The following is a 17,735-nucleotide window of genomic DNA, read 5'->3' as shown; positions in this document are numbered from 1 at the left end:
GCGACCTGGGCCGATCGGCCGGGTCGCGGCATCCGTCGTGTCAGCCGTCCTCGAGCACGCTCAGCACGTTGCCGGCGGGATCGCGGAACCACGCGATCGCCGGGCCGCCGTTGCCGCGCGCGATGCCCCGCTCATCGGTGCCGAAGTCGGGGTCGCTGTAGATCTTCGTCTCGACGCCGCGCTGCTGCAGGTCGTCGACCGCGGCATCCACGTCGTCGACGACGAAGTTGAGGATCGTGAACGTCGCCGGCTCATGGTCGCGCTTGGGGTACGCGATCGCCTGACCGCCGCCGGCCAGATGGAGGTGGACGATGCCCATCTCACCGAGCGACGCGTCGAGGCCGAGGGTGTCGCGGTAGAAGGCGAGGGCGGCGTCGATGTCGTCCACCGAGAAGCCGCTGAAGCTGGGAGCGTCTCTGAGCACAACTTGCTCCTGTCATCGGGTGGTGCCGCCAGCATGCGCTCGCGGCGGCCACCTGTCGAGAGGGGCGGCGCGTCAGCGCTCGACGAGCACGCCGTCGGCGTCGGCCCAGACGTGCTTGCCGGTGGCGAAGACGATGCCCGCGATCGTCACGTGCACGTCGATCTCGCCGACGCCCATCTTCGCGCTCGTGCGCGGGTTCGAACCGAGCGCCTTGACGCCGATCGGCAGCGCAGCCAGCGCCTCGCGGTCGCGCACGGCACCGTGCACGATGAGGCCGGCCCAGCCGTTCTCGACGGCGGATGCCGCGATGCGGTCGCCCACGAGGGCCGATTCGAGCGAGCCCGCACCGTCGATGACGAGCACGGCACCGTCGCCGGGGGTGGCGAGCGTCTGCTTCACGAGGGCGTTGTCGCGGTGGCAGCGGATGGTGCGCACCGGGCCGTCGAAGGCGGTGTGCCCGCCGAAGTCGTGGAATTGGAGGGCGACGGAGTCGAGCTCGTCGCCGCGCTGGTCGTAGAGGTCTGCGGTCGCGATGGTCATCCCGCCACGCTAACGCCCGCCCCGCATCCGCCGCGTGCGTCTTCGCGGGTTCGTGCGGGTCTTCACGGTTGCGGCCGTGGCGCGGGGCGCGTCGGGACCCCCGGGGAGGGCGATTATCGTTGAATGCAGCGGGCCGATGGTGTCCCCGAAGTCCCCCTAGCTCTGGAACCATCACATGACCGACATGCTCGACCGCACCGCCACCACCGACGCCCCCATCCTCGATGTGCTCGCCTCCCGATGGAGCACCCGGGTCTTCGACGCCGAGGCACCCATCGACGAGGCGGCCCTCGCCAGCGCGCTCGAAGCCGCACGCTGGGCGCCGTCGGCCAACAACTCCCAGCCGTGGCGCTTCATCGTCGCCCGTCGCGGCACCGCCGCGCACGACGCCGTCGTGGCCACCCTCATGGGCTTCAACCAGGCCTGGGCGGCTGCGGCATCCGCGCTGGTCGTCTTCGCCGCCGCCACCAGCCACGACGGCACGCCCCTCGCCTGGGCCGCTTACGACACCGGCCAGGCAGCCGCGCACTTCACGGTGCAGGCCCACGCCTCCGGCCTGCACACCCACCAGATGGGCGGTTTCGACCGCGACGCGCTCGCGGCGGCCTTCGACCTGGACTCCGATCTGATGCCGGTCACCGTCATGGCGGTCGGCACGCTGGGCGACGTCGCCGCCGCGCCCGAGGCGCTGCGCGAGCGCGAGAACGCACCGCGCGTGCGCCTGCCGCTGACGGAGCTGCTCGCCGTCGACGCCTGATCGCCCCGCCTCCTACCCTCGCGACGGCGACGGCGCGGCGGGGCGCACACTGTAGACGGCCCACGCCGGGCGCACCAGTCCGACCCACCGGGGCCTCCGCCTGGATATCGTGAAGCATGGTCACCTGCGTCCTGTCGATCGGCACAGCAGTCCCGCCGACCCGGCTGGATCAGCGACAGGTGCGCGACCTGTTCGTCGCCCAGCCCGGCGCCAGCCGGCTCACGCAGCGTCTCATCGGCGCCGCGTTCGACGCGTCGGGCATCGAGAGCCGCCACACCGTGCTGGCGGAGTTCTCGGGCGAACCGCCGGAGACGCCCTCCGGCATCCCCGTGATCGACGAGACCGGTCGCATCCTGTCGCCGTCCACCGGCGCCCGCAACGACGAGTACATCCGCCAGGCCCCTCCCCTGTTCGCCGCAGCGGCGGATGCCGCCATTCGCGGCGCCGGCATCGCCCCCGACCAGGTGACGCACGTGGTGACCGTGTCGTGCACGGGCCTGTTCGCCCCCGGGCCGGACTACCGCCTGGTGCGCGATCTCGGCCTGCCGGTCACGGTCGAGCGCTACCATCTCGGCTTCGTGGGCTGCGCGGCCGCCCTCCCTGGCCTGCGCACGGCGGCGCGCATCTGCGCCGGCGACCCGAAAGCGGTCGTGCTGGTCGTGTGCGCTGAACTGTGCACGCTGCACTTCCGGGTCTCGGACGACCCGCAGCAGATCGTCTCCTCGTCGGTGTTCGCCGACGGCGCCGCCGCAGCGGTCGTCAGCGCCGACCCGTCGCTGCGCGGCGCGCAGTGGCTGGAGCTCGAGAGGTTCGGCACCGCCGTGACCGACGACGGCGAACAGGACATGGCGTGGACCATCGGCGACGAGGGATTCGAGATGGTCCTCTCCGCCGAGGTGCCCCGCATCATCGGCCGTGAGATCCGCGGCGCCGTCGCCCGCTTCCTCGGAGACGACGAGGTGGATGCGTGGGCAGTGCACCCCGGCGGCCGCAGTGTGCTGGACCGCGTCGAGACCGGGCTGGGGCTCCCGGCATCCGCGCTGGAGGTCTCCCGACGCATCCTGCGCGACTACGGCAACATGTCCAGCGCCACGATCCTGTTCATCCTTCGCGAGTTCCTCAACGGCACCGGGGACGGCGAGCGTCCCGACGCGCAGCGCATCGCGACGCTCGCGTTCGGCCCGGGGTTGACGGTGGAATCGGTCCTCGTCAACCGCCGCACGGCAGACACGGCGTGAACCTGGGCGAGCGCGACGTGGCGTTGCGCGAACTGATGGACGATCCGGAGTGCGACCCGGCACGACTGCATGCCACGCTCCGCCGATTCGGCGCCGTCAACCGACTCGTCTCGGGCTGGGGCCGCGTCTACCGCGACCATCTGCGCCCGCACCTCGCCGCGCTCGGGCGCCCGGCACGCGTGCTGGACCTCGGCTCCGGAGGCGGCGATCTGGTGGTGCGACTCGCACAGCTCGCCCGGCGCGACGGCCTGGACGTGCGGTGGCTCGGCGCCGACCCCGACCTGCGCGCCCACGCGGTCGCCCGCGAGCGGGCACGTGACGACGTGGGCTTCCGCTGCACCGATTCGACGGTGCTGCGCGCCGAGGGGGAGCGGTTCGACGCGGTGGTGTCCAACCACGTGCTCCATCACCTGAGCGCGGCCGAGCTGGCCGGGTTCGCGGCTGATTCGCTCGCCCTGTCCACCGGCCCCGTGCTGCACGCCGACATCGCCCGTGACCGCCTGGCCTACGGCCTCTACGCCGTCGGGATCACGCCGCTCGCGCCCGGCACGTTCCTGCGCACCGATGGGTTGCGCTCGATCCGGCGCAGCTACCGGGCTGACGAGCTGCAACGGGCACTCGCCGTCGGGCACCCGGGATGGCAGGTCGAGACGCCCGCTCCCTTCCGCCTGCTCGCGCGGGGGCAGGGTCATGCCTGAGGTCCTGATCGTCGGGGCCGGCCCGGTCGGCACCTTCCTCGCCTCGGAGCTGGCCCGCCTCCACGTCGACGTCACCCTGTGGGACCGCCGGCCGGAGCCGGGGGGCGGCACCCGCGCCATCGGCCTGCACGCGCCCGTGCTGGCCGCGCTCGAAGCCGGAGGCGCAACCGAGCGCATCCTCCAGGACGCGGTGCGCGTGCGACGCGGAGAGGCCCGCAGCGACGGGCGGCTGCTGGGTGTCGTGCGGTTCGACCGGCTGAACCGCCGGCATCCGTATGTCGCCACCCTCCCCCAGCCGCAGACCGAGGCAGCACTCGCGGTACACGCCCCCGCCGTCCGCCGCGGCGTCGACGTCACCGGCATCCGCCGCGGACCCGACATGGTGCGCGTGCAGGGCCGGGAGGCCGACGCCTTCCTGGCTGAGTCGGCATCCCTGGTCGTGCTCGCCGGCGGAGCGGGGGCGCGGCCGCTCGTGTACCGCGCAGGCGCGGTGCCCACGACGGCCTACCCCGACCGCTACCTCATGTCGGATGCGACCCTGCCGCCGCGCGCCGACGCCGAGCTCGCGGTCGTGCACCTGGACGAGCCCGGCGTGCTCGAGTCCTTCCCGCTGCCCGGCGGGCGGCGACGGTTCGTCGCCTGGGATTCCGACGGCGGCGACGCCGACCCGACCGACGATGCGGCGCGACTGGCGCGGCTGCAGACGGCGCTGCGGCGGCGCGGGGAGCACGCCGGCGCCGAGGCGGTCACGGCGGCGACCGCGTTCCGCGTGCGGCGGGTGGTCGCACCGCAGCTGCGGCGGGGCCGCGTCTTCGCAATCGGCGACACCGCGCACGAAGTCAGTCCGATCGGCGGCCAGGGGATGAACCTCGGCCTGCTGGATGCCGCCGGGCTCGCGCCGCTGCTCATGCGCTGGCTGCGGGAGGGCGCCGCCCCCGAGCCGGAGCTTGCGCGGTGGGAGCGTGACCGCGTGCGCTCGGCGAGATGGGCGGCGCGGCTGGCGGCGGCCAACACCCGGCTCGGCCGGCCGGTCGACGCCACCACGCACGCGGTGCGGGCGCAGGTGATGCGGGCGGCGCTCGCGGTGGGCGGCCCACTGTTCGCGCACGCCTACGCGATGGGCTTCGACGCGGCGAACTGACGGCAGCGGCTCATCCCCCGCGGGTGGGCGCTCGCTCGCCGGCGCGCGTAGTGGATCACAGCCGCGAACACCCGCGCGGTCAGGAGGCGAGGGTGCCGGGCGTCGCAACCAGCTGCACGGCGAGCAGCAGCGCGGCGACCATCACCAGGCGGAACACGATGCGATCGGGCGGCCGCACGATCACCCGGACGACCGTCGCCAGCGCGAGCGCGGCGACCACCGCGAAGAGGATCCAGGCCACGGCGCCCAGGGGGCCGGCATCCACCGCGCCCCACAGCACCGCTCCGGCGCCGATGAGCACGGCGATGCCGGCCAGCGCGGCGGCGGGGCGCGCGCCCAGTCGGTGCGCGAAGCCCCGCACGCCGGTGCGGCGGTCGTCCTCGAGGTCGGGCAGCACGTTGGTCAGGTGCACGGCGGCGCCGAGCGCCCCGCCGGCGACCCAGGCCCACCAGGCGGCGAGCGCGGGCGGGTCGGCGGAGAGGGTCGCGAGCGACGGGAAGACGCCGAAGCTGACCACGAAGGGCACGATCGACACCGGGGTCGACTTCAGCCCGGCGTTGTACGACCACGCCGAGGCGAGGGCGATCGCGTGGGCGGCGAGCATGCCCGCCCCCAGCGGAGCCGAGAGCACGAGAGCCGCCGCGACACTCGCGATGGCGGCGATCCACGCGGTGCGCGCGCTCACCTCCCCCCGCACGAGGGGTTTGTCGGTGCGCCCGACGCTGCGGTCGCGCTCGTGGTCGATGGCGTCGTTGGAGATGCCCACCGACAGCTGACCGCAGAAGACGGCGGCCCCCAGCAGCACGACGCGCCAGGGTTCGAGCCCGGCGGCGATGCCGAGGGCCACGGCGAGCACCGTGACGACGACCGACGGGCCGGGGTGCGAAGCGCCCCACAGTGCCCGGATCGTCCTCACGCCTCGATGCTCTCACGCCGATGCCGGGTGCCGCGCGAGGCGGCACCCGGCGGGGCGTCAGTCGTCGAGCAGCTCGGCTTCGACGACGTCGTCGTCGGCACCGGCCGCCGGGGCGTCGGCGGGGCCCGCGCTGGTGAGCACCAGCGACGACCCGTCGGCCGCGACGTCGACGCGCACGAGATCGCCGTCGTGCACTCCGCCGCCGAGGATCGCCATGGCGAGGCGGTCCTGGATCTCCGACTGGATGAGGCGGCGCAGCGGCCGGGCGCCGAAGAGCGGGTCGTACCCGCGCTCGGCGAGCCAGGCCCGCGCGTCGGGGGTGACGGCCAGCGTGAGTCGGCGATCCTTCAGCCGACGCTGCAGAGCGTCGACGGACAGCTCGACGATCTGCGACAGGTCGTCCTCGGTGAGCGCCTGGAACACCACGACGTCATCGAGCCGGTTGACGAACTCGGGCCGGAACGCCTGGCGCACCAGCGCCAGCACCTGCTCGCGCTTCTCTTCGAACGACAGCGTCGGGTCGATCAGGATCGGGGACCCCAGGTTCGACGTGAGGATCAGGATGACGTTCTTGAAGTCCACCGTGCGACCCTGGCCGTCGGTCAGGCGCCCGTCGTCCATGACCTGCAGCAGCACGTCGAACACCTCGGGGTGGGCCTTCTCCACCTCGTCCAGGAGCACCACCGAGTAGGGCCGACGGCGCACCGCCTCGGTCAGCTGGCCGCCCTGCTCGTAGCCGATGTACCCGGGAGGGGCACCGACCAGCCGCGACACCGAGTGCTTCTCGCCGTACTCGGACATGTCGATGCGCACCATGGCGTGCTCGTCGTCGAAGAGGAACTCCGCCAGCGCCTTGGCGAGCTCGGTCTTTCCCACGCCGGTGGGCCCGAGGAACAGGAACGATCCGGTCGGCCGGTTCGGGTCGCTGATGCCGGCGCGAGAGCGCCGCACCGCGTCGGACACCGCCTTCACCGCATCGCGCTGGCCGATGATGCGCTTGCCGAGCTCGCGCTCGAGGTGCAACAGCTTCTCGGTCTCGCCCTGCAGCAGGCGACCGAGCGGGATGCCGGTCCAGGCGGAGATGACGGCGGCGATGTCCTCGTCGGTCACCTGGTCGCCCACCATGCGCTCACCGTCGGCGCCTTCGGCGCGCTCGGCCTCCATCACCTGCCGCTCGAGGGCGGGGATCTCGGCGTACAGCAGCCGCGATGCGCGCTCGAGGTTGCCTTCGCGCTGCGCACGCTCGGCCTCGACGCGGGCCGCGTCGAGCTGGGTCTTCAGGTCGCCGACCCGGTTGAGCGAGGCGCGCTCGCGCTCCCAGCGGGCCTGCAGCTCGGCGAGCTTCTCCCGCTCCGCGGCGAGGTTCTCGCGCAGGGCGGCGAGCCGCTCCTTCGACGCGGCATCCTTCTCCTTCTTCAGCGCCAGCTCCTCCAGCGCCAGCCGGTCGACGTGGCGACGCAGCTCGTCGATCTCCAGCGGGGCGGAGTCGATCTCCATGCGCAGGCGCGACGCGGCCTCGTCGATGAGGTCGATGGCCTTGTCGGGCAGCTGACGCGAGGGGATGTAGCGGTTCGACAGGGATGCGGCGGCCACCAGCGCCGCGTCGGCGATGGCCACCTTGTGGTGGGCCTCGTAGCGCTCCTTGAGACCGCGGAGGATCGCGATGGTGTCCTCCACGCTCGGCTCCCCCACGTACACCTGCTGGAAGCGGCGCTCGAGAGCGGCATCCTTCTCGATGAACTCGCGGTACTCGTTGAGCGTGGTGGCGCCGATCATGCGCAGCTCGCCGCGGGCGAGCATGGGCTTGAGCATGTTGGATGCCGCGACGGATCCCTCCCCGCCGCCCGCGCCCATCAGCACGTGCAGTTCGTCGATGAACGTGATGATGCGACCCTCGGACTCGGTGATCTCCTTCAGCACGCTCTTCAGCCGCTCTTCGAACTGGCCGCGGTACATGGCGCCTGCGACGAGTGCGGAGATGTCGAGGGCGACCAGCTCCTTGCCCTTCAGCGAATCGGCGACATCGCCGGCGACGATGCGCTGCGCGAGCCCTTCGACCACGGCGGTCTTGCCCACGCCGGGCTCGCCGATGAGCACGGGGTTGTTCTTCGTGCGTCGCGTGAGCACCTGGCTGATGCGACGGATCTCGCTGTCGCGGCCGATCACGGGGTCGAGCTTGCCCTGCCGGGCGCGGTCGGTGAGGTTGATGCCGAACTGCTCGAGAGGGCTCTGCTGCTCCTCCTGCCCCGGCATGGGTTGTGCGTTCATGGTTCTCCTGTGAAGTCTGGGCGCTCAAAACTTGAGCCGTTGTCACTCAAGTTTATCATTCGCACCCCGCCGCGTCGAGATGCTTGACCCTGTTCCGAGCACAGCCCCTTGCATGGGCCGCATGAGACACACAGATCAGACGACACGACGACGGTCAGGGCGCGTGTTCGCGTTGGCAGCACTGGGGATCATCGCGATGGTGCTCAGCGCATGCGCGCCCCCTTCCTCTCCCGACCCCGCCCCCAGCGCCTCGGCTGCGCTGGACGAGTTCTACGCGCAGGAACTCGAGTTCACCGGATGTGCGGAGTTCGCGCAGACGGAGGCCGCCTCTCAGTTCTTCGCGGCCGAAGGCCTCGAGTGCGCTCACCTCGCCGTGCCGATGGACTACTCCTCCCCGTCGGAGGAGCGCATGCAGATCGGCGTGCTGCGCGTTCCGGCACAGGGGAACCCCGATGAGCGCATCGGCTCGCTCGTCATGAACCCGGGCGGGCCCGGGGAATCGGGGATGCTCATCGCCGCCGCCCTCAGCCTCCGGCTCGCGGAGTCTCCGGTGCTGCAGCGATTCGATCTGATCGGGGTCGACCCCCGGGGCGTCGGCGCGTCGACTCCGTCGATCCGGTGCTTCACCGACGCGGAACGCGATGCCGGCGCGGCCAAGACCACCCTGGTCGGCGCGTCGGGCGCATGGACGCAGGAGGACACGGCCGCCCTCGTCGACAAGTGCGCGCACGCATCCGGTGGGGAGGACGTGCTCGCCGCGGTGGGCACCCGTGACGCCGCCCGCGATCTCGACGTGCTGCGCGCCGTCCTCGGCGACGAAAAGCTGACCTTCTTCGGCATGAGCTACGGGACCCGGCTGGGGGCGGTCTACGCCGAGCAGTTCCCGGACAGGGTCCGCGCCCTGGTGCTCGACGGGGCGGTCGACCCGCGTGCGGATGGCGAAGGCCAGAGGCTGGCGACCTTCTCCGGGTTCCAGCGCTCCTTCGAGCAGGTCGCCGCCTACTGCGCGCAGAGCGTCGAGTGTCCGCTCGGCTCCGACCCGGACCAGGCCACGAGGATGTTCCAGGAGCTGGTGCAGCCCCTGGTGAATGAGCCCGTTCCGGCCGGAGAAGGCCGCACGGCCACCTTCGATCAGGTCATCGGCGGCGTCGGCGGCAGTCTGTATGCGGAGGAGAGCTGGGATGCGGCGATCGCGGGCATCGCGCAACTGAAGCACGAGGGTCGCGCAGACCAGCTCCTCGCGCTCAACGACCTCTACACCGGTCGAGGCGGCGACGGCACCTGGTCGACGTTCCTCGACGCGAACCTCGCGATCAACTGCATGGACGAGGAACGTCGGACGCCCGCGGCGGAGGAGAAGCTACGCGCTCAGGCCGTCGCGATCAGCCCCTGGCTGGACTCGGGCGAGGATGTCATCGGCAGCACCCGTCACGCATGCGAGGGCTGGCCCGCCGCTCCCACCCTCGGGTTACCGTACGCGCAGGACATCACAGGGCTGCCGGACACGCTCGTCATCTCCATCACCGGCGACCCCAGCACTCCGTACGAGGGTGGCGTCAGCCTCGCCGAGTCGCTCGGATCTGCGCTGTTGACCGTCGAAGGCGAACGGCACACGATCGCGCTGCAGGGCATCAGCCCGTGCGTCGACCAGGCTGTCGCCGACTACCTGATCGATCTCAGGGTGCCCCAGGCAGACGCCAGGTGCACCTTGTGATCCGCCCGCCGAGACGCGGCGCGCTCGGCGGACTGCGGGGCCACGACCGGCTCAGGCTGCCGAGACGTCGGCGTCGCGTGCGCAGCTGAAACGCGAGCGGTAGGCGCTCGGGGTCATGCCGAGGGTGCGCGCGAAGTTCTGCCGCAGCACCGCCGCGGACCCGAATCCCGACTCGGTCGCGATGCGGTCCAGCCCGAAGTCGGTCTGCTCCAGCAGCCGCTGCGCGTGGATCAGCCGCTGGCGCCCCAGCCACGCGGCCGGCGTCGCGCCGAAGTCGGCCTTGAACCGGCGGGCGAAGGTGCGGGGGGACATGTGGGCGCGGGCGGCGAGCTGCTCGACGGTGAGGTCCTCGCGCAGGTTCGCCACCATCCAGTCGCTCACCGGCGCGAGGGAGTCGCTGGCCGCCATCGGCAGCGGCCGGGAGATGAACTGCGCCTGACCGCCGTCGCGCTGCGGTGGCACCACCATGCGTCGCGCGATCGTGTTGGTCATCTCGGCGCCGAGCTCCTGACGCAGCAGGTGCAGACAGGCGTCGAGACCCGCGGCGGTGCCGGCGCTGGTGATGATCCGGCCGTCCTGCACGTAGAGCACGTCGGGGTCGACCTCGATGCGGGGGAACCGGCGGGCCATCTCGTCGGCGTACATCCAGTGCGTCGTCGCGCGCCGGCCGTCCAGCACGCCCGCCTCGGCGAGCACGAAGGATCCGCTGCAGACGCTCAGCACCCAGGCCTTGCGTGCGACGGCGCGCCGCACGACGTCGAGCACGCGCGCATCACCGCGCCCCCACCACTCGCGCGGCACCGGCGACACCACGACGAGATCGGCCTCGTCCGCGAAGGCCAGGTCGTGCTCGACGTTGATCGAGAACCCCATCTTCGACGGAATCGCCCCGGGCTCGGCCGCGACGATGCGGAAGTCGAAGTTCGGGATGCCGTCATCGCTGCGGTCCAACCCGAAGGCCTCGCAGGCCACTCCGAACTCGAAGGGGGCGAACCCCGGCTGCACGATGCACGCGACCGTCTTCATGGCAGTCATGCTACGGGTGATGGCCGCCCTGCCACTAGTGGCAGTTTTCCCACGGGCGTAGCTTTCCAGCCATGCTCGCTCTTCTGATCATCACCGCCCTCGCGGCCGCTGCGCTGGTCGCGACGGCCGTCGAGCTTCGGCGCGACGGCTACCGCCGCGTGCCCACCGACCCCACCCGTCTCCCCTGAGTCCGCGCGCAACGCCACGATCGACGGGGTGTCAGCGCCGGCGCCCGCGGCGACGCGGGCCGCGCGCCGCGAGCCCGGCCGCGGTGTCGAGCAGGATGCCGGCCGAGCGTTGCCAGGTGAACCGTGCGATGTGCGCGGTCCCCGCCGCGATCACGGCGTCTCGCGTCTCGACGTCGTCGAGCGCGCTCACCGCGTCGGCGACCGCGCGCTCGTCTCGCGGGTCGACGTAGATCGCGCCGTCGCCGGCGACCTCGTGGAAGATCTCCATGTCGGTCACGACCGCCGGCACACCCAGCGCGAGGGCCTCGGCCAGCGGGAGCCCATAGCCTTCGTCGAGGCTCGTCGAGGCGAGCACGGCGTGATCGGCCAGGGCCGCGGCGTAGGCGGCATCCGTCACTCCGCCGTGGAACACGACGGAGCCCTCGCCCGCGAGCGCCTCCAGCTCCGCGCGGCGCGCGGGGCTGATCCGCGAGAGCAGATGCAGGGTGCGACCGGGCAGCAGCCGCATCGCCCGCACGAGGGTCTCGACGTTCTTGTAGGGCATGAACGAGCCCATGTAGACGATGTTGCGGACGGGACCGTCGGTGCGCACGTCGCCCTGACCGCCGGGCAGCAGCTCCGCCAGCCGCTGCGGGGCGTTGGGGATCACCACGACCGGCCGCTTCGTCAGGCGCACGGCGGCGAACTGGCGCCTGCTGGTCTCGCTGACGGTGGCGACGACGTCGGCTGCGTCGAGCGTGAGCCGCTGCGGCACGTAGCTGAGGTGGAACAGCCGCCACCCCACCCGCACCGGGGCGGGAAGGTCGCGCGGGGGCGTGCGGTGCCGGTAGTAGATCGTGTCGTGCAGGGTGAGGATGAGCCGGAACCGGCGCCCCGCCGAGCCGAGCGTCTGCATCGGGGAGAAGACCACGTCGGGGGCGAACCGGTTGAGGTGGCGCGCTGCGAACGGCTCCCGCCACGACGTCGGCCCGTGCATCAGCAGCGTCTGCGCCCCATCGGGCAGCAGCGCGCGCTGCGCGGGATCGTGGATGAGGAAGGTCGGCTCCACCGCGCGGGCGGGCGCGGCGGCGTGCACGGCCGCGGCCAGTTCGGCCGAGTACCGGCTGATGCCGTCGTGGAAGTCGGTGCGGATGTAGCGGGCGTCGAAGAACAGGCGGATGCCGCTGGCGGCGGCCTCCGGCATGCTCACGGTTCGACCGGCTCGCCCCGGTACAGCGCCTCGAAGGTGTCGAGCGTGCGGGCGATGTCGTGGATCTCGACGCCCTTCAGCGACGCCTTCTGCATGGCGAGGTGCTCCTCGGGCCCGGCGGTGAGCACGCGCGTGAGCTTGAGCGCGAGGTCGTCGGCGTCGCGCGGACGGAACAGCCAGCCGTTGACGCCGTCCTGCACGAGGTGCGGCAGCGCGAGCGCATCGGCGGCGACGACGGGAAGACCCGACGCCATCGCCTCCATCGTCGCGATGGACTGCAGCTCGGCGATCGACGGCATCGCGAAGACGCTGGCACGCGTGTACAGCGACCGCAGCTCGTCCTCGTCGACCCGGCCATGGAAGCGCACGCGGTCGGTGAGGCCCAGCTGCGCGGTGAGCGCGTCCAGCGCCTTGCGCTGGTCGCCGCCGCCCACGATGTCGACGGTCACGTCCAGGGCGGGGTCGAGCTTGGTGACCGCGTGCAGCAGCGTGTCGAGGTGCTTCTCGCTGGTGAGGCGGCCGACGAACAGGATGCGGTTGTTCTCCCGGGGCGCCAGGTGCGGGGTGTAGTTCGACGCGTCGATGCCGCAGCTGATCGGGATGACGCCGGAGACGTCGATGGTCGACTCGAGGAAGTCGGCCGCGCGACGGGTCGGGGTCGTGACCGCGCGGGCCAGCGCGAACGTGCGGGCGGCGTCGTCCCACGCGGCCTTCAGCATGACCTTGTCCAGCAGCGGCGGCAGCGTCGTGAAATCGAGGATGTTCTCGGCCATGACGTGGTTCGTGGCGATGACCGGGATGCCGCGCTGGGTGGCGATGCGGGCGAGACCGCGGCCGATGACGATGTGCGACTGGATGTGCACCACGTCGGGACGCACCTCGCTCAGCACCTTGCGCGCGTAGTGCTTGGAGCGCCACGGCCACACGAAGCGCAGCCAGTCGTGCGGAGGCCAGCGCACCGACGGGAGGCGGTGCACCGTGAGGGGCACGCCCTCGATCACCTCGGTGGCGGCAGGGACGCGCTTGTACTTGCGGCCGGGGGCCACCACATGCACGTCGTGGCCACGGGCGGCGAGGCCGGCGGCGAGGCGCTCGGCGAAGCGCGCTGCTCCATTGACGTCGGGGGCGAAGGTGTCGCATCCGATCAGGATGGTCAGCGGTCGACGAACGGCGGGTTTCGCGGGTTCGGGGGTCGCGGGGGAAGTCACGGAGGGTGGCTGCCTATCTCTGCGTCGCGCCGCCCGGGTCTGACGGCGGCGGCCCCACTCTACCCGAGCAACCCGGGCGCCCCCCAAGATCACGCCCCGTGACGCCGCCTACGCTGGGGGCATGTCCCGACTGCACGCCGACGCCGACCCCGTTCGCTGGGTGCCCGTGACGGGCTCACTCGGATGGCGCGGCCGACGTCACCGCAAGGCGGCGATCGGCATGCTGATGCAGCAGGCCGGCGCCGCGGTGGGCGCCCAGGCGCGCCCCGGCGGGCGCTTCGCCGCGTGGGCGATGAGCCAGGCGGCACCGCTGCTCATGCGCAAGGCCGACGGTCGCGTGCTGGTGTGGGTGTGGAAAGACGACCCGCGACTGCTGGTGGCCATGGCGCAGATCCAGGAGGCGACGCCGCAGCTGCGCACCGCCCGGGCGATGATGCCGATGGAGTACGACGACACCGAGCCATTCCGCACTCCCGCACTCGGGGCCGGCGAGAAGCTCGTCATGGCGCTCCCGCCCGACGGGGCGAGCCCGCCGTTCGCCTCGTACACGTGGGACACCGGCACCCATCTCGTGACCCTCTCGGCCGTCGGCGGCGACCGCGAGCGCTTCGGCACGGTGATCGATGCGGTGGACGACCTCGCTCGCAGCCTGCGGATCGTCGATGACCTCACGGTCGGCGGCGACCCGGGCGTGCTGCGCCTCGACCCGAGCTGACCCGCTCCAGGTCACCTGCTGCCGCGGCAGCAGGTGGGGAGTCCTCCCCATCGGCAGCCCGCCGGGGCCCCTCCTATGCTGTCGCTATGGCCAGCACCCTCCGCATCGACACCGAGACGGTCACCGATCTCGCGAGGAACCTCCGGCGCATCCATGGCATCCTCGACCGCGTCGACCGCGACTCCGACGCCCTCGCCGACGCCCTCGGGCACGACAGGCTGGCCGGCGCGGTGCAGCAGTTCGGAGACGGCTGGGACCGCCGGCGCGCGGAACTGATGGACGACGTCGACGTGCTTCGACAGAAGGCGAAGACGGTCGCCGACGCGTTCCGCGACGTCGACGAGCAGCTCGGCGACGCCGTGGAAGGGGAAGGCTGAGATGCCCGACGTCACACCCGCCGACCAGATCGGCCCGATCCAAGGCGACCCCGACCGGGTGCGCCGCAAGGCCGAGAAGTACCAGCGCATGGCCGACGCGATCGTCGACGCCACTGCGCAGCTCGAACAGGTGATGGCGCAGGCCGGCTCGCAGCAGAGCGACGCCCTCGAGGCGCTCGCCGATTCGGTGGGCGACACGAAGGAGCGCCTGCGCAGCCTGCACGGCCGCTACGAGGTGGCCGGTTCCCAGCTGCTGGCATACGCGGAGGTGCTGGCCACCGCGCAGCGGCAGGCGCTGCAGGCGATGGAGGCCCGCGATGAGGCCCGCGTCGCCGAGCGGCGCCTCGAGTACCGGCTCGCCGAAGCGCGCGACGCCGTCACCTCCACGGTGGACCCGGCCGAGCGCACCGACGCCGCCCGCTTCGCCTCGGGTGTCTCGCAGCACCTCATGATGGCGCGCGGCGACCTGCGCGATGCCGGCATCCTGCACGCCGCGGCGGTGGCGAACGTCCGCGAGGCGGGCAACCTCGCCGCGGAGGCGATCGCCCAGGCGGTCAACGGCGACCGGGTCAAGGACTCGCTGTGGGACAAGGTCTCGGGAGCGGTGAAGGACTGGGTCAGCGCCAACGCCGGGTGGCTCTCGGCGGTGAAGAACATCCTCGGCACGATCACCGCGATCGTCGGCATCCTGAGCATCTTCTTCCCGGTGCTCGCGCCGATCGCTCTGGGGCTGGCTGCGGCGACCGCCCTGCTCAGCTTCGGCTTGGCTTTCGCCGGCGAGGGTTCGTGGCTGTCCTTCGGGCTCGACATGCTCGGCGTGCTCACCTTCGGCGTCGGCGCCGTCGCGGCCAAGGGCGTCGGGTTCGCGCTGCGCGGCACGCAGGTGCTGCGCGGCCTCACGCACAACCGCCAGGCGACGTCACTGTTCCAGCGCATCGTGCACCCGATCTCCACGCGCCGCAGCGCGATCGCGGCCGTCGGCGACGAGTTCCAGCGGCTGCTGCCGGCCGGCCAGCAGCTGATGACGCGGATGCCGCAGGCGACGATCCCGCAGCGGTTCACGCGGGAGTGGCTGGAGCTCTCCGGACGCCAGGTCGAGCAGTTCCGCACGATCATGCCGCAGGCGCAGCTGGGCGCGAACGGACTGCGCGCCTCCTTCGTCGAGGGGATGGGGCAGGCGGCCGTAGGGGTCCACCGCGGCGCGGCGACGCTCGGAACGGGTCTGGACCTCACCAGCCTCGGTCTCACCACCCTCGAGAGCCTCCCCGCCTCGGCCCTGGAATCGGTGCCCCACCTCGATGACGTCGCCTCGGGCTGGTCATCGGCGAAGGAGTCCTTCACCGCACCGGCCAGGACGAACTGGCAGCCGGGCGTGCGCTGATGACGCCCGAGCGACGCGACCGCATCGAGCGGCTGTCCAAGCCGCTGGCCCTGCTGACGGCCGGGGCGGTGATCGTGTGCGACCTGGTGCCGTTCCTCGTGCTCACGGTGGCCGCGCTGATCGTCGGAGCGACCACCGGCGAGCAGCCCGCGCACAACGGCTTCGCCCCCGACGGGGCGTTCCCCGCCTTCGACCCGCAGCTCTGGCTGACGTGGGGGCCGGTGTTCTGCCTCGCCGCCTGGATCCTCGTCACCTTCCCCGTGCCGCTCACCCGCCCCGGGATCTTCGGCCGCGGCATGCAGCTGGGCTTCGCACTGATCGCGATCCTCGCGACCGCGCCGCGCGTGCTGGGCTTCTTCGACGCACCCGGCGTCGCGGGCGCGGCATCGCTCGCCGTGTTCCCGGCCCTGGCAGGCCTGGCCGCCCTCGTGCTCGTGCGCGTCGTGCTCGCCGCGCTGGGGGCGCTGCCGCGCTCGTGGCGGCTCTACCTCGATGCGGCGGGAGACCGGGTGCGCCCCGAACCGCTGGACGCCCGGCGTCCGCCGCTGGCGGAGGTGCCGCAGTGACCGCCGCCGCGGCCGGGGTCTCCTACCGCGTCGTGCTGCCTCCGGGCTGGCTGCTGCTGCCGGTGCGCGACTGCTCCGACGACGAGCTGCGTCGGCTCATCACCGACCAGTACGCGCACCTCCCGCGTGACAGCGCCGGCCCCTACATCGGGCGCCTCGCCGATGCCGTCGTCGACGGCGCCCGGCAGGCGCGCCGGCTCGACGTCATCGACATCCTGCTGCCACTGGGCACGCCGTGGCAGGCGCCGGTGTCGACCTCCATCGCCATCGCCGTCGGGCGCGACGACGACGCCGGACTCGCCGGCGAGGTCGTCGAGACCGCGGCCGGTGACGCGTGGCGGGTGCAGCTCGAGCGACCCGACCAGGCGCTGCGGCGCGTGGAGTACGTGTGGCGCGTGCCGGATGCCGCCGGGATGCTGCTCGCGGCATCCTTCTCGATCGTCGGCGACGACGAACCCGAGCTTCAGCCCATCGTCGACGCTCTCACCGGGCTGTGCGACGCCATCGTGGCCACCGTGCGGTGGGACGACGACCCACCCGCGACCACGGAGGCGCCGGCATGACGCTGCTCATCGACTGGGACCGGGAGCGCTGGCTGTACGTGCCGGGAGCCTTCCCGTGGCACGTCTACCCCGACGAGGACGCCTGGGTCGACACCATCGCCGGCGCCTTCGGGCGCGCCAGCTGGACCGACGCCGAGACCGGCTGGCTCGGCGACTACCTGCGCGGGCTGCGCGCCAACAACCAGGCCGGCGCGCACCGGTTCGCGTGGCTGGTCGATCCGCGCACGCTGCTGGTGTCGGTCGACGTGTTCGACCTGCCACCGGACCCGTCCGCGACGCTGCACGACCTCACCGGGTCGGACGGCACCGCCGCCGACGCGCGCGAGCCCCTCGTGGTCGACATCGTCGCGGCGGGACTCGGACCCGGCACGCGCGTCGAGCGGGTGCTGCGCGTGCCCCACACCACCGCAGAGAGCCTCGGCCCGCCGCAGGACGAACTGCTGGCGATGGTCTTCTGGGTCTTCCGCTCGGCCGAGGCGGACGTGGTCGTCACCGTCAGCCACAGCGAGCCGGCGATGATCGCGGCGGTCCTCCCCGAGATCGAGCAGCTCGTCGACACGATCGCACCGGCGCCGGCCGCAGTCTGACACCGCGCCGACCCGGCGCCGGCGGCCCGCCGCCGGCCCGTCGGCGGCCCGTCGCCCCGGGATTGGGGACGGATACGCGCCCCGAACCCCCACACCCCCGGGATCGGGGACCGATACGCGCCCCGAACCCCCACACCCCCGGGATCGGGGACCGATACGCGCCCCGAACCCCCACACCCCCGGGATCGGGAACCGATACGCGCCCCGAACCGCGCGCCCGCGGCGCGACAGCGGGTGGA

The 17,735-nt window shown here is 72.5% G+C and carries 18 protein-coding genes; 11 read left to right on the top strand and 7 right to left on the bottom strand.

Annotation, left to right across the window (positions count from 1 at the left end):
- Window positions 1-40: 40 nt before the first annotated feature.
- On the bottom strand, window positions 41-424 hold the full coding sequence (locus NQ165_RS09240; RefSeq protein ID WP_257532857.1) for a VOC family protein: 384 nt from the start codon (window positions 422-424) through the stop codon (window positions 41-43).
- Window positions 425-496: 72 nt separating this feature from the next.
- Entirely contained in the window at window positions 497-964 is a 468-nt protein-coding gene (rraA, locus tag NQ165_RS09235; RefSeq protein WP_257532855.1) for a ribonuclease E activity regulator RraA, read from the bottom strand.
- Window positions 965-1,148: 184 nt separating this feature from the next.
- Between rraA and NQ165_RS09230 the strand changes: the two genes are divergently transcribed.
- The 4 genes from NQ165_RS09230 (at window position 1,149) to NQ165_RS09215 (ending at window position 4,798) form a co-directional block, all read left to right on the top strand.
- A complete protein-coding gene (locus NQ165_RS09230) occupies window positions 1,149-1,721 on the top strand; it encodes a nitroreductase family protein (RefSeq protein WP_257533139.1) in 573 nt (190 codons plus the stop codon).
- Between the two features lie 116 nt (window positions 1,722-1,837).
- Window positions 1,838-2,959: a type III polyketide synthase gene (locus tag NQ165_RS09225; RefSeq protein WP_257532853.1), complete on the top strand. Its 1,122-nt coding sequence runs from the start codon at window positions 1,838-1,840 to the stop codon at window positions 2,957-2,959.
- Entirely contained in the window at window positions 2,956-3,657 is a 702-nt protein-coding gene (locus NQ165_RS09220; protein WP_257532850.1) for a methyltransferase domain-containing protein, read from the top strand. Before NQ165_RS09225 ends, NQ165_RS09220 begins: the two co-directional genes overlap by 4 nt.
- Window positions 3,650-4,798 (top strand): NAD(P)/FAD-dependent oxidoreductase, encoded by a 1,149-nt coding sequence (locus NQ165_RS09215; RefSeq protein WP_257532848.1) that lies wholly within the window; start codon window positions 3,650-3,652, stop codon window positions 4,796-4,798. The genes NQ165_RS09220 and NQ165_RS09215 overlap by 8 nt, the downstream gene beginning before the upstream one ends.
- A gap of 79 nt (window positions 4,799-4,877) precedes the next feature.
- On the opposite strand, the gene NQ165_RS09210 is transcribed toward NQ165_RS09215, so the two are convergent.
- Entirely contained in the window at window positions 4,878-5,714 is an 837-nt protein-coding gene (locus tag NQ165_RS09210) for a UbiA family prenyltransferase (RefSeq protein WP_257532846.1), read from the bottom strand.
- Between the two features lie 57 nt (window positions 5,715-5,771).
- Complete coding sequence (locus NQ165_RS09205) at window positions 5,772-7,982, bottom strand: ATP-dependent Clp protease ATP-binding subunit (RefSeq protein WP_257532844.1); 2,211 nt, start codon at window positions 7,980-7,982, stop codon at window positions 5,772-5,774.
- Window positions 7,983-8,103: 121 nt separating this feature from the next.
- Between NQ165_RS09205 and NQ165_RS09200 the strand changes: the two genes are divergently transcribed.
- Window positions 8,104-9,696, top strand: coding sequence for an alpha/beta hydrolase (locus NQ165_RS09200; protein WP_257532842.1), 1,593 nt, complete (start codon window positions 8,104-8,106; stop codon window positions 9,694-9,696).
- A gap of 51 nt (window positions 9,697-9,747) precedes the next feature.
- On the opposite strand, the gene NQ165_RS09195 is transcribed toward NQ165_RS09200, so the two are convergent.
- From NQ165_RS09195 to NQ165_RS09185, 3 genes are all read right to left on the bottom strand, one after another.
- Complete coding sequence (locus NQ165_RS09195; RefSeq protein ID WP_257532840.1) at window positions 9,748-10,722, bottom strand: GlxA family transcriptional regulator; 975 nt, start codon at window positions 10,720-10,722, stop codon at window positions 9,748-9,750.
- Window positions 10,723-10,941: 219 nt separating this feature from the next.
- Complete coding sequence (locus NQ165_RS09190) at window positions 10,942-12,069, bottom strand: glycosyltransferase (RefSeq protein WP_257533138.1); 1,128 nt, start codon at window positions 12,067-12,069, stop codon at window positions 10,942-10,944.
- 26 nt (window positions 12,070-12,095) lie between these two features.
- Complete coding sequence (locus NQ165_RS09185) at window positions 12,096-13,307, bottom strand: glycosyltransferase (protein WP_257532839.1); 1,212 nt, start codon at window positions 13,305-13,307, stop codon at window positions 12,096-12,098.
- Window positions 13,308-13,428: 121 nt separating this feature from the next.
- Between NQ165_RS09185 and NQ165_RS09180 the strand changes: the two genes are divergently transcribed.
- The 6 genes from NQ165_RS09180 (at window position 13,429) to NQ165_RS09155 (ending at window position 17,496) form a co-directional block, all read left to right on the top strand.
- The gene (locus tag NQ165_RS09180) at window positions 13,429-14,022 is read left to right on the top strand and encodes a hypothetical protein (protein WP_257532835.1); all 594 of its coding nucleotides are present in this window, start codon (window positions 13,429-13,431) and stop codon (window positions 14,020-14,022) included.
- Between the two features lie 86 nt (window positions 14,023-14,108).
- Window positions 14,109-14,399 carry a hypothetical protein gene (locus NQ165_RS09175; protein WP_257532833.1) on the top strand — a complete coding sequence of 97 codons (291 nt, stop codon included), beginning with the start codon at window positions 14,109-14,111 and terminating at the stop codon, window positions 14,397-14,399.
- Between the two features lies 1 nt (window position 14,400).
- Window positions 14,401-15,780, top strand: a complete 1,380-nt coding sequence (locus NQ165_RS09170; protein ID WP_257532831.1) for a hypothetical protein — start codon at window positions 14,401-14,403, stop codon at window positions 15,778-15,780.
- Entirely contained in the window at window positions 15,780-16,346 is a 567-nt protein-coding gene (locus tag NQ165_RS09165) for a hypothetical protein (protein ID WP_257532829.1), read from the top strand. The genes NQ165_RS09170 and NQ165_RS09165 overlap by 1 nt, the downstream gene beginning before the upstream one ends.
- Entirely contained in the window at window positions 16,343-16,909 is a 567-nt protein-coding gene (locus NQ165_RS09160) for a hypothetical protein (RefSeq protein WP_257532827.1), read from the top strand. Before NQ165_RS09165 ends, NQ165_RS09160 begins: the two co-directional genes overlap by 4 nt.
- The gene (locus NQ165_RS09155; RefSeq protein WP_257532825.1) at window positions 16,906-17,496 is read left to right on the top strand and encodes a hypothetical protein; all 591 of its coding nucleotides are present in this window, start codon (window positions 16,906-16,908) and stop codon (window positions 17,494-17,496) included. Before NQ165_RS09160 ends, NQ165_RS09155 begins: the two co-directional genes overlap by 4 nt.
- The last annotated feature ends 239 nt before the right edge of the window (window positions 17,497-17,735 follow it).

The sequence above is a fragment of the Microbacterium sp. zg.Y1084 genome, assembly GCF_024623595.1.
Lineage (GTDB): Bacteria > Actinomycetota > Actinomycetes > Actinomycetales > Microbacteriaceae > Microbacterium > Microbacterium wangruii.
This window is presented reverse-complemented; position numbering and strand designations above follow the sequence as displayed.

What these genes read in the sequence shown, in the direction of transcription:
- NQ165_RS09200 (WP_257532842.1), top strand. Translation starts at nt 8,104, where the DNA reads ATGAGACACACAGATCAGACGACACGACGACGGTCAGGGCGCGTGTTC.
- NQ165_RS09205 (WP_257532844.1), bottom strand. Translation starts at nt 7,982, where the DNA reads ATGAACGCACAACCCATGCCGGGGCAGGAGGAGCAGCAGAGCCCTCTC.
- NQ165_RS09180 (WP_257532835.1), top strand. Translation starts at nt 13,429, where the DNA reads ATGTCCCGACTGCACGCCGACGCCGACCCCGTTCGCTGGGTGCCCGTG.
- NQ165_RS09230 (WP_257533139.1), top strand. Translation starts at nt 1,149, where the DNA reads ATGCTCGACCGCACCGCCACCACCGACGCCCCCATCCTCGATGTGCTC.
- NQ165_RS09165 (WP_257532829.1), top strand. Translation starts at nt 15,780, where the DNA reads ATGACGCCCGAGCGACGCGACCGCATCGAGCGGCTGTCCAAGCCGCTG.
- NQ165_RS09175 (WP_257532833.1), top strand. Translation starts at nt 14,109, where the DNA reads ATGGCCAGCACCCTCCGCATCGACACCGAGACGGTCACCGATCTCGCG.
- rraA (WP_257532855.1), bottom strand. Translation starts at nt 964, where the DNA reads ATGACCATCGCGACCGCAGACCTCTACGACCAGCGCGGCGACGAGCTC.
- NQ165_RS09195 (WP_257532840.1), bottom strand. Translation starts at nt 10,722, where the DNA reads ATGAAGACGGTCGCGTGCATCGTGCAGCCGGGGTTCGCCCCCTTCGAG.
- NQ165_RS09225 (WP_257532853.1), top strand. Translation starts at nt 1,838, where the DNA reads ATGGTCACCTGCGTCCTGTCGATCGGCACAGCAGTCCCGCCGACCCGG.
- NQ165_RS09215 (WP_257532848.1), top strand. Translation starts at nt 3,650, where the DNA reads ATGCCTGAGGTCCTGATCGTCGGGGCCGGCCCGGTCGGCACCTTCCTC.
- NQ165_RS09170 (WP_257532831.1), top strand. Translation starts at nt 14,401, where the DNA reads ATGCCCGACGTCACACCCGCCGACCAGATCGGCCCGATCCAAGGCGAC.
- NQ165_RS09155 (WP_257532825.1), top strand. Translation starts at nt 16,906, where the DNA reads ATGACGCTGCTCATCGACTGGGACCGGGAGCGCTGGCTGTACGTGCCG.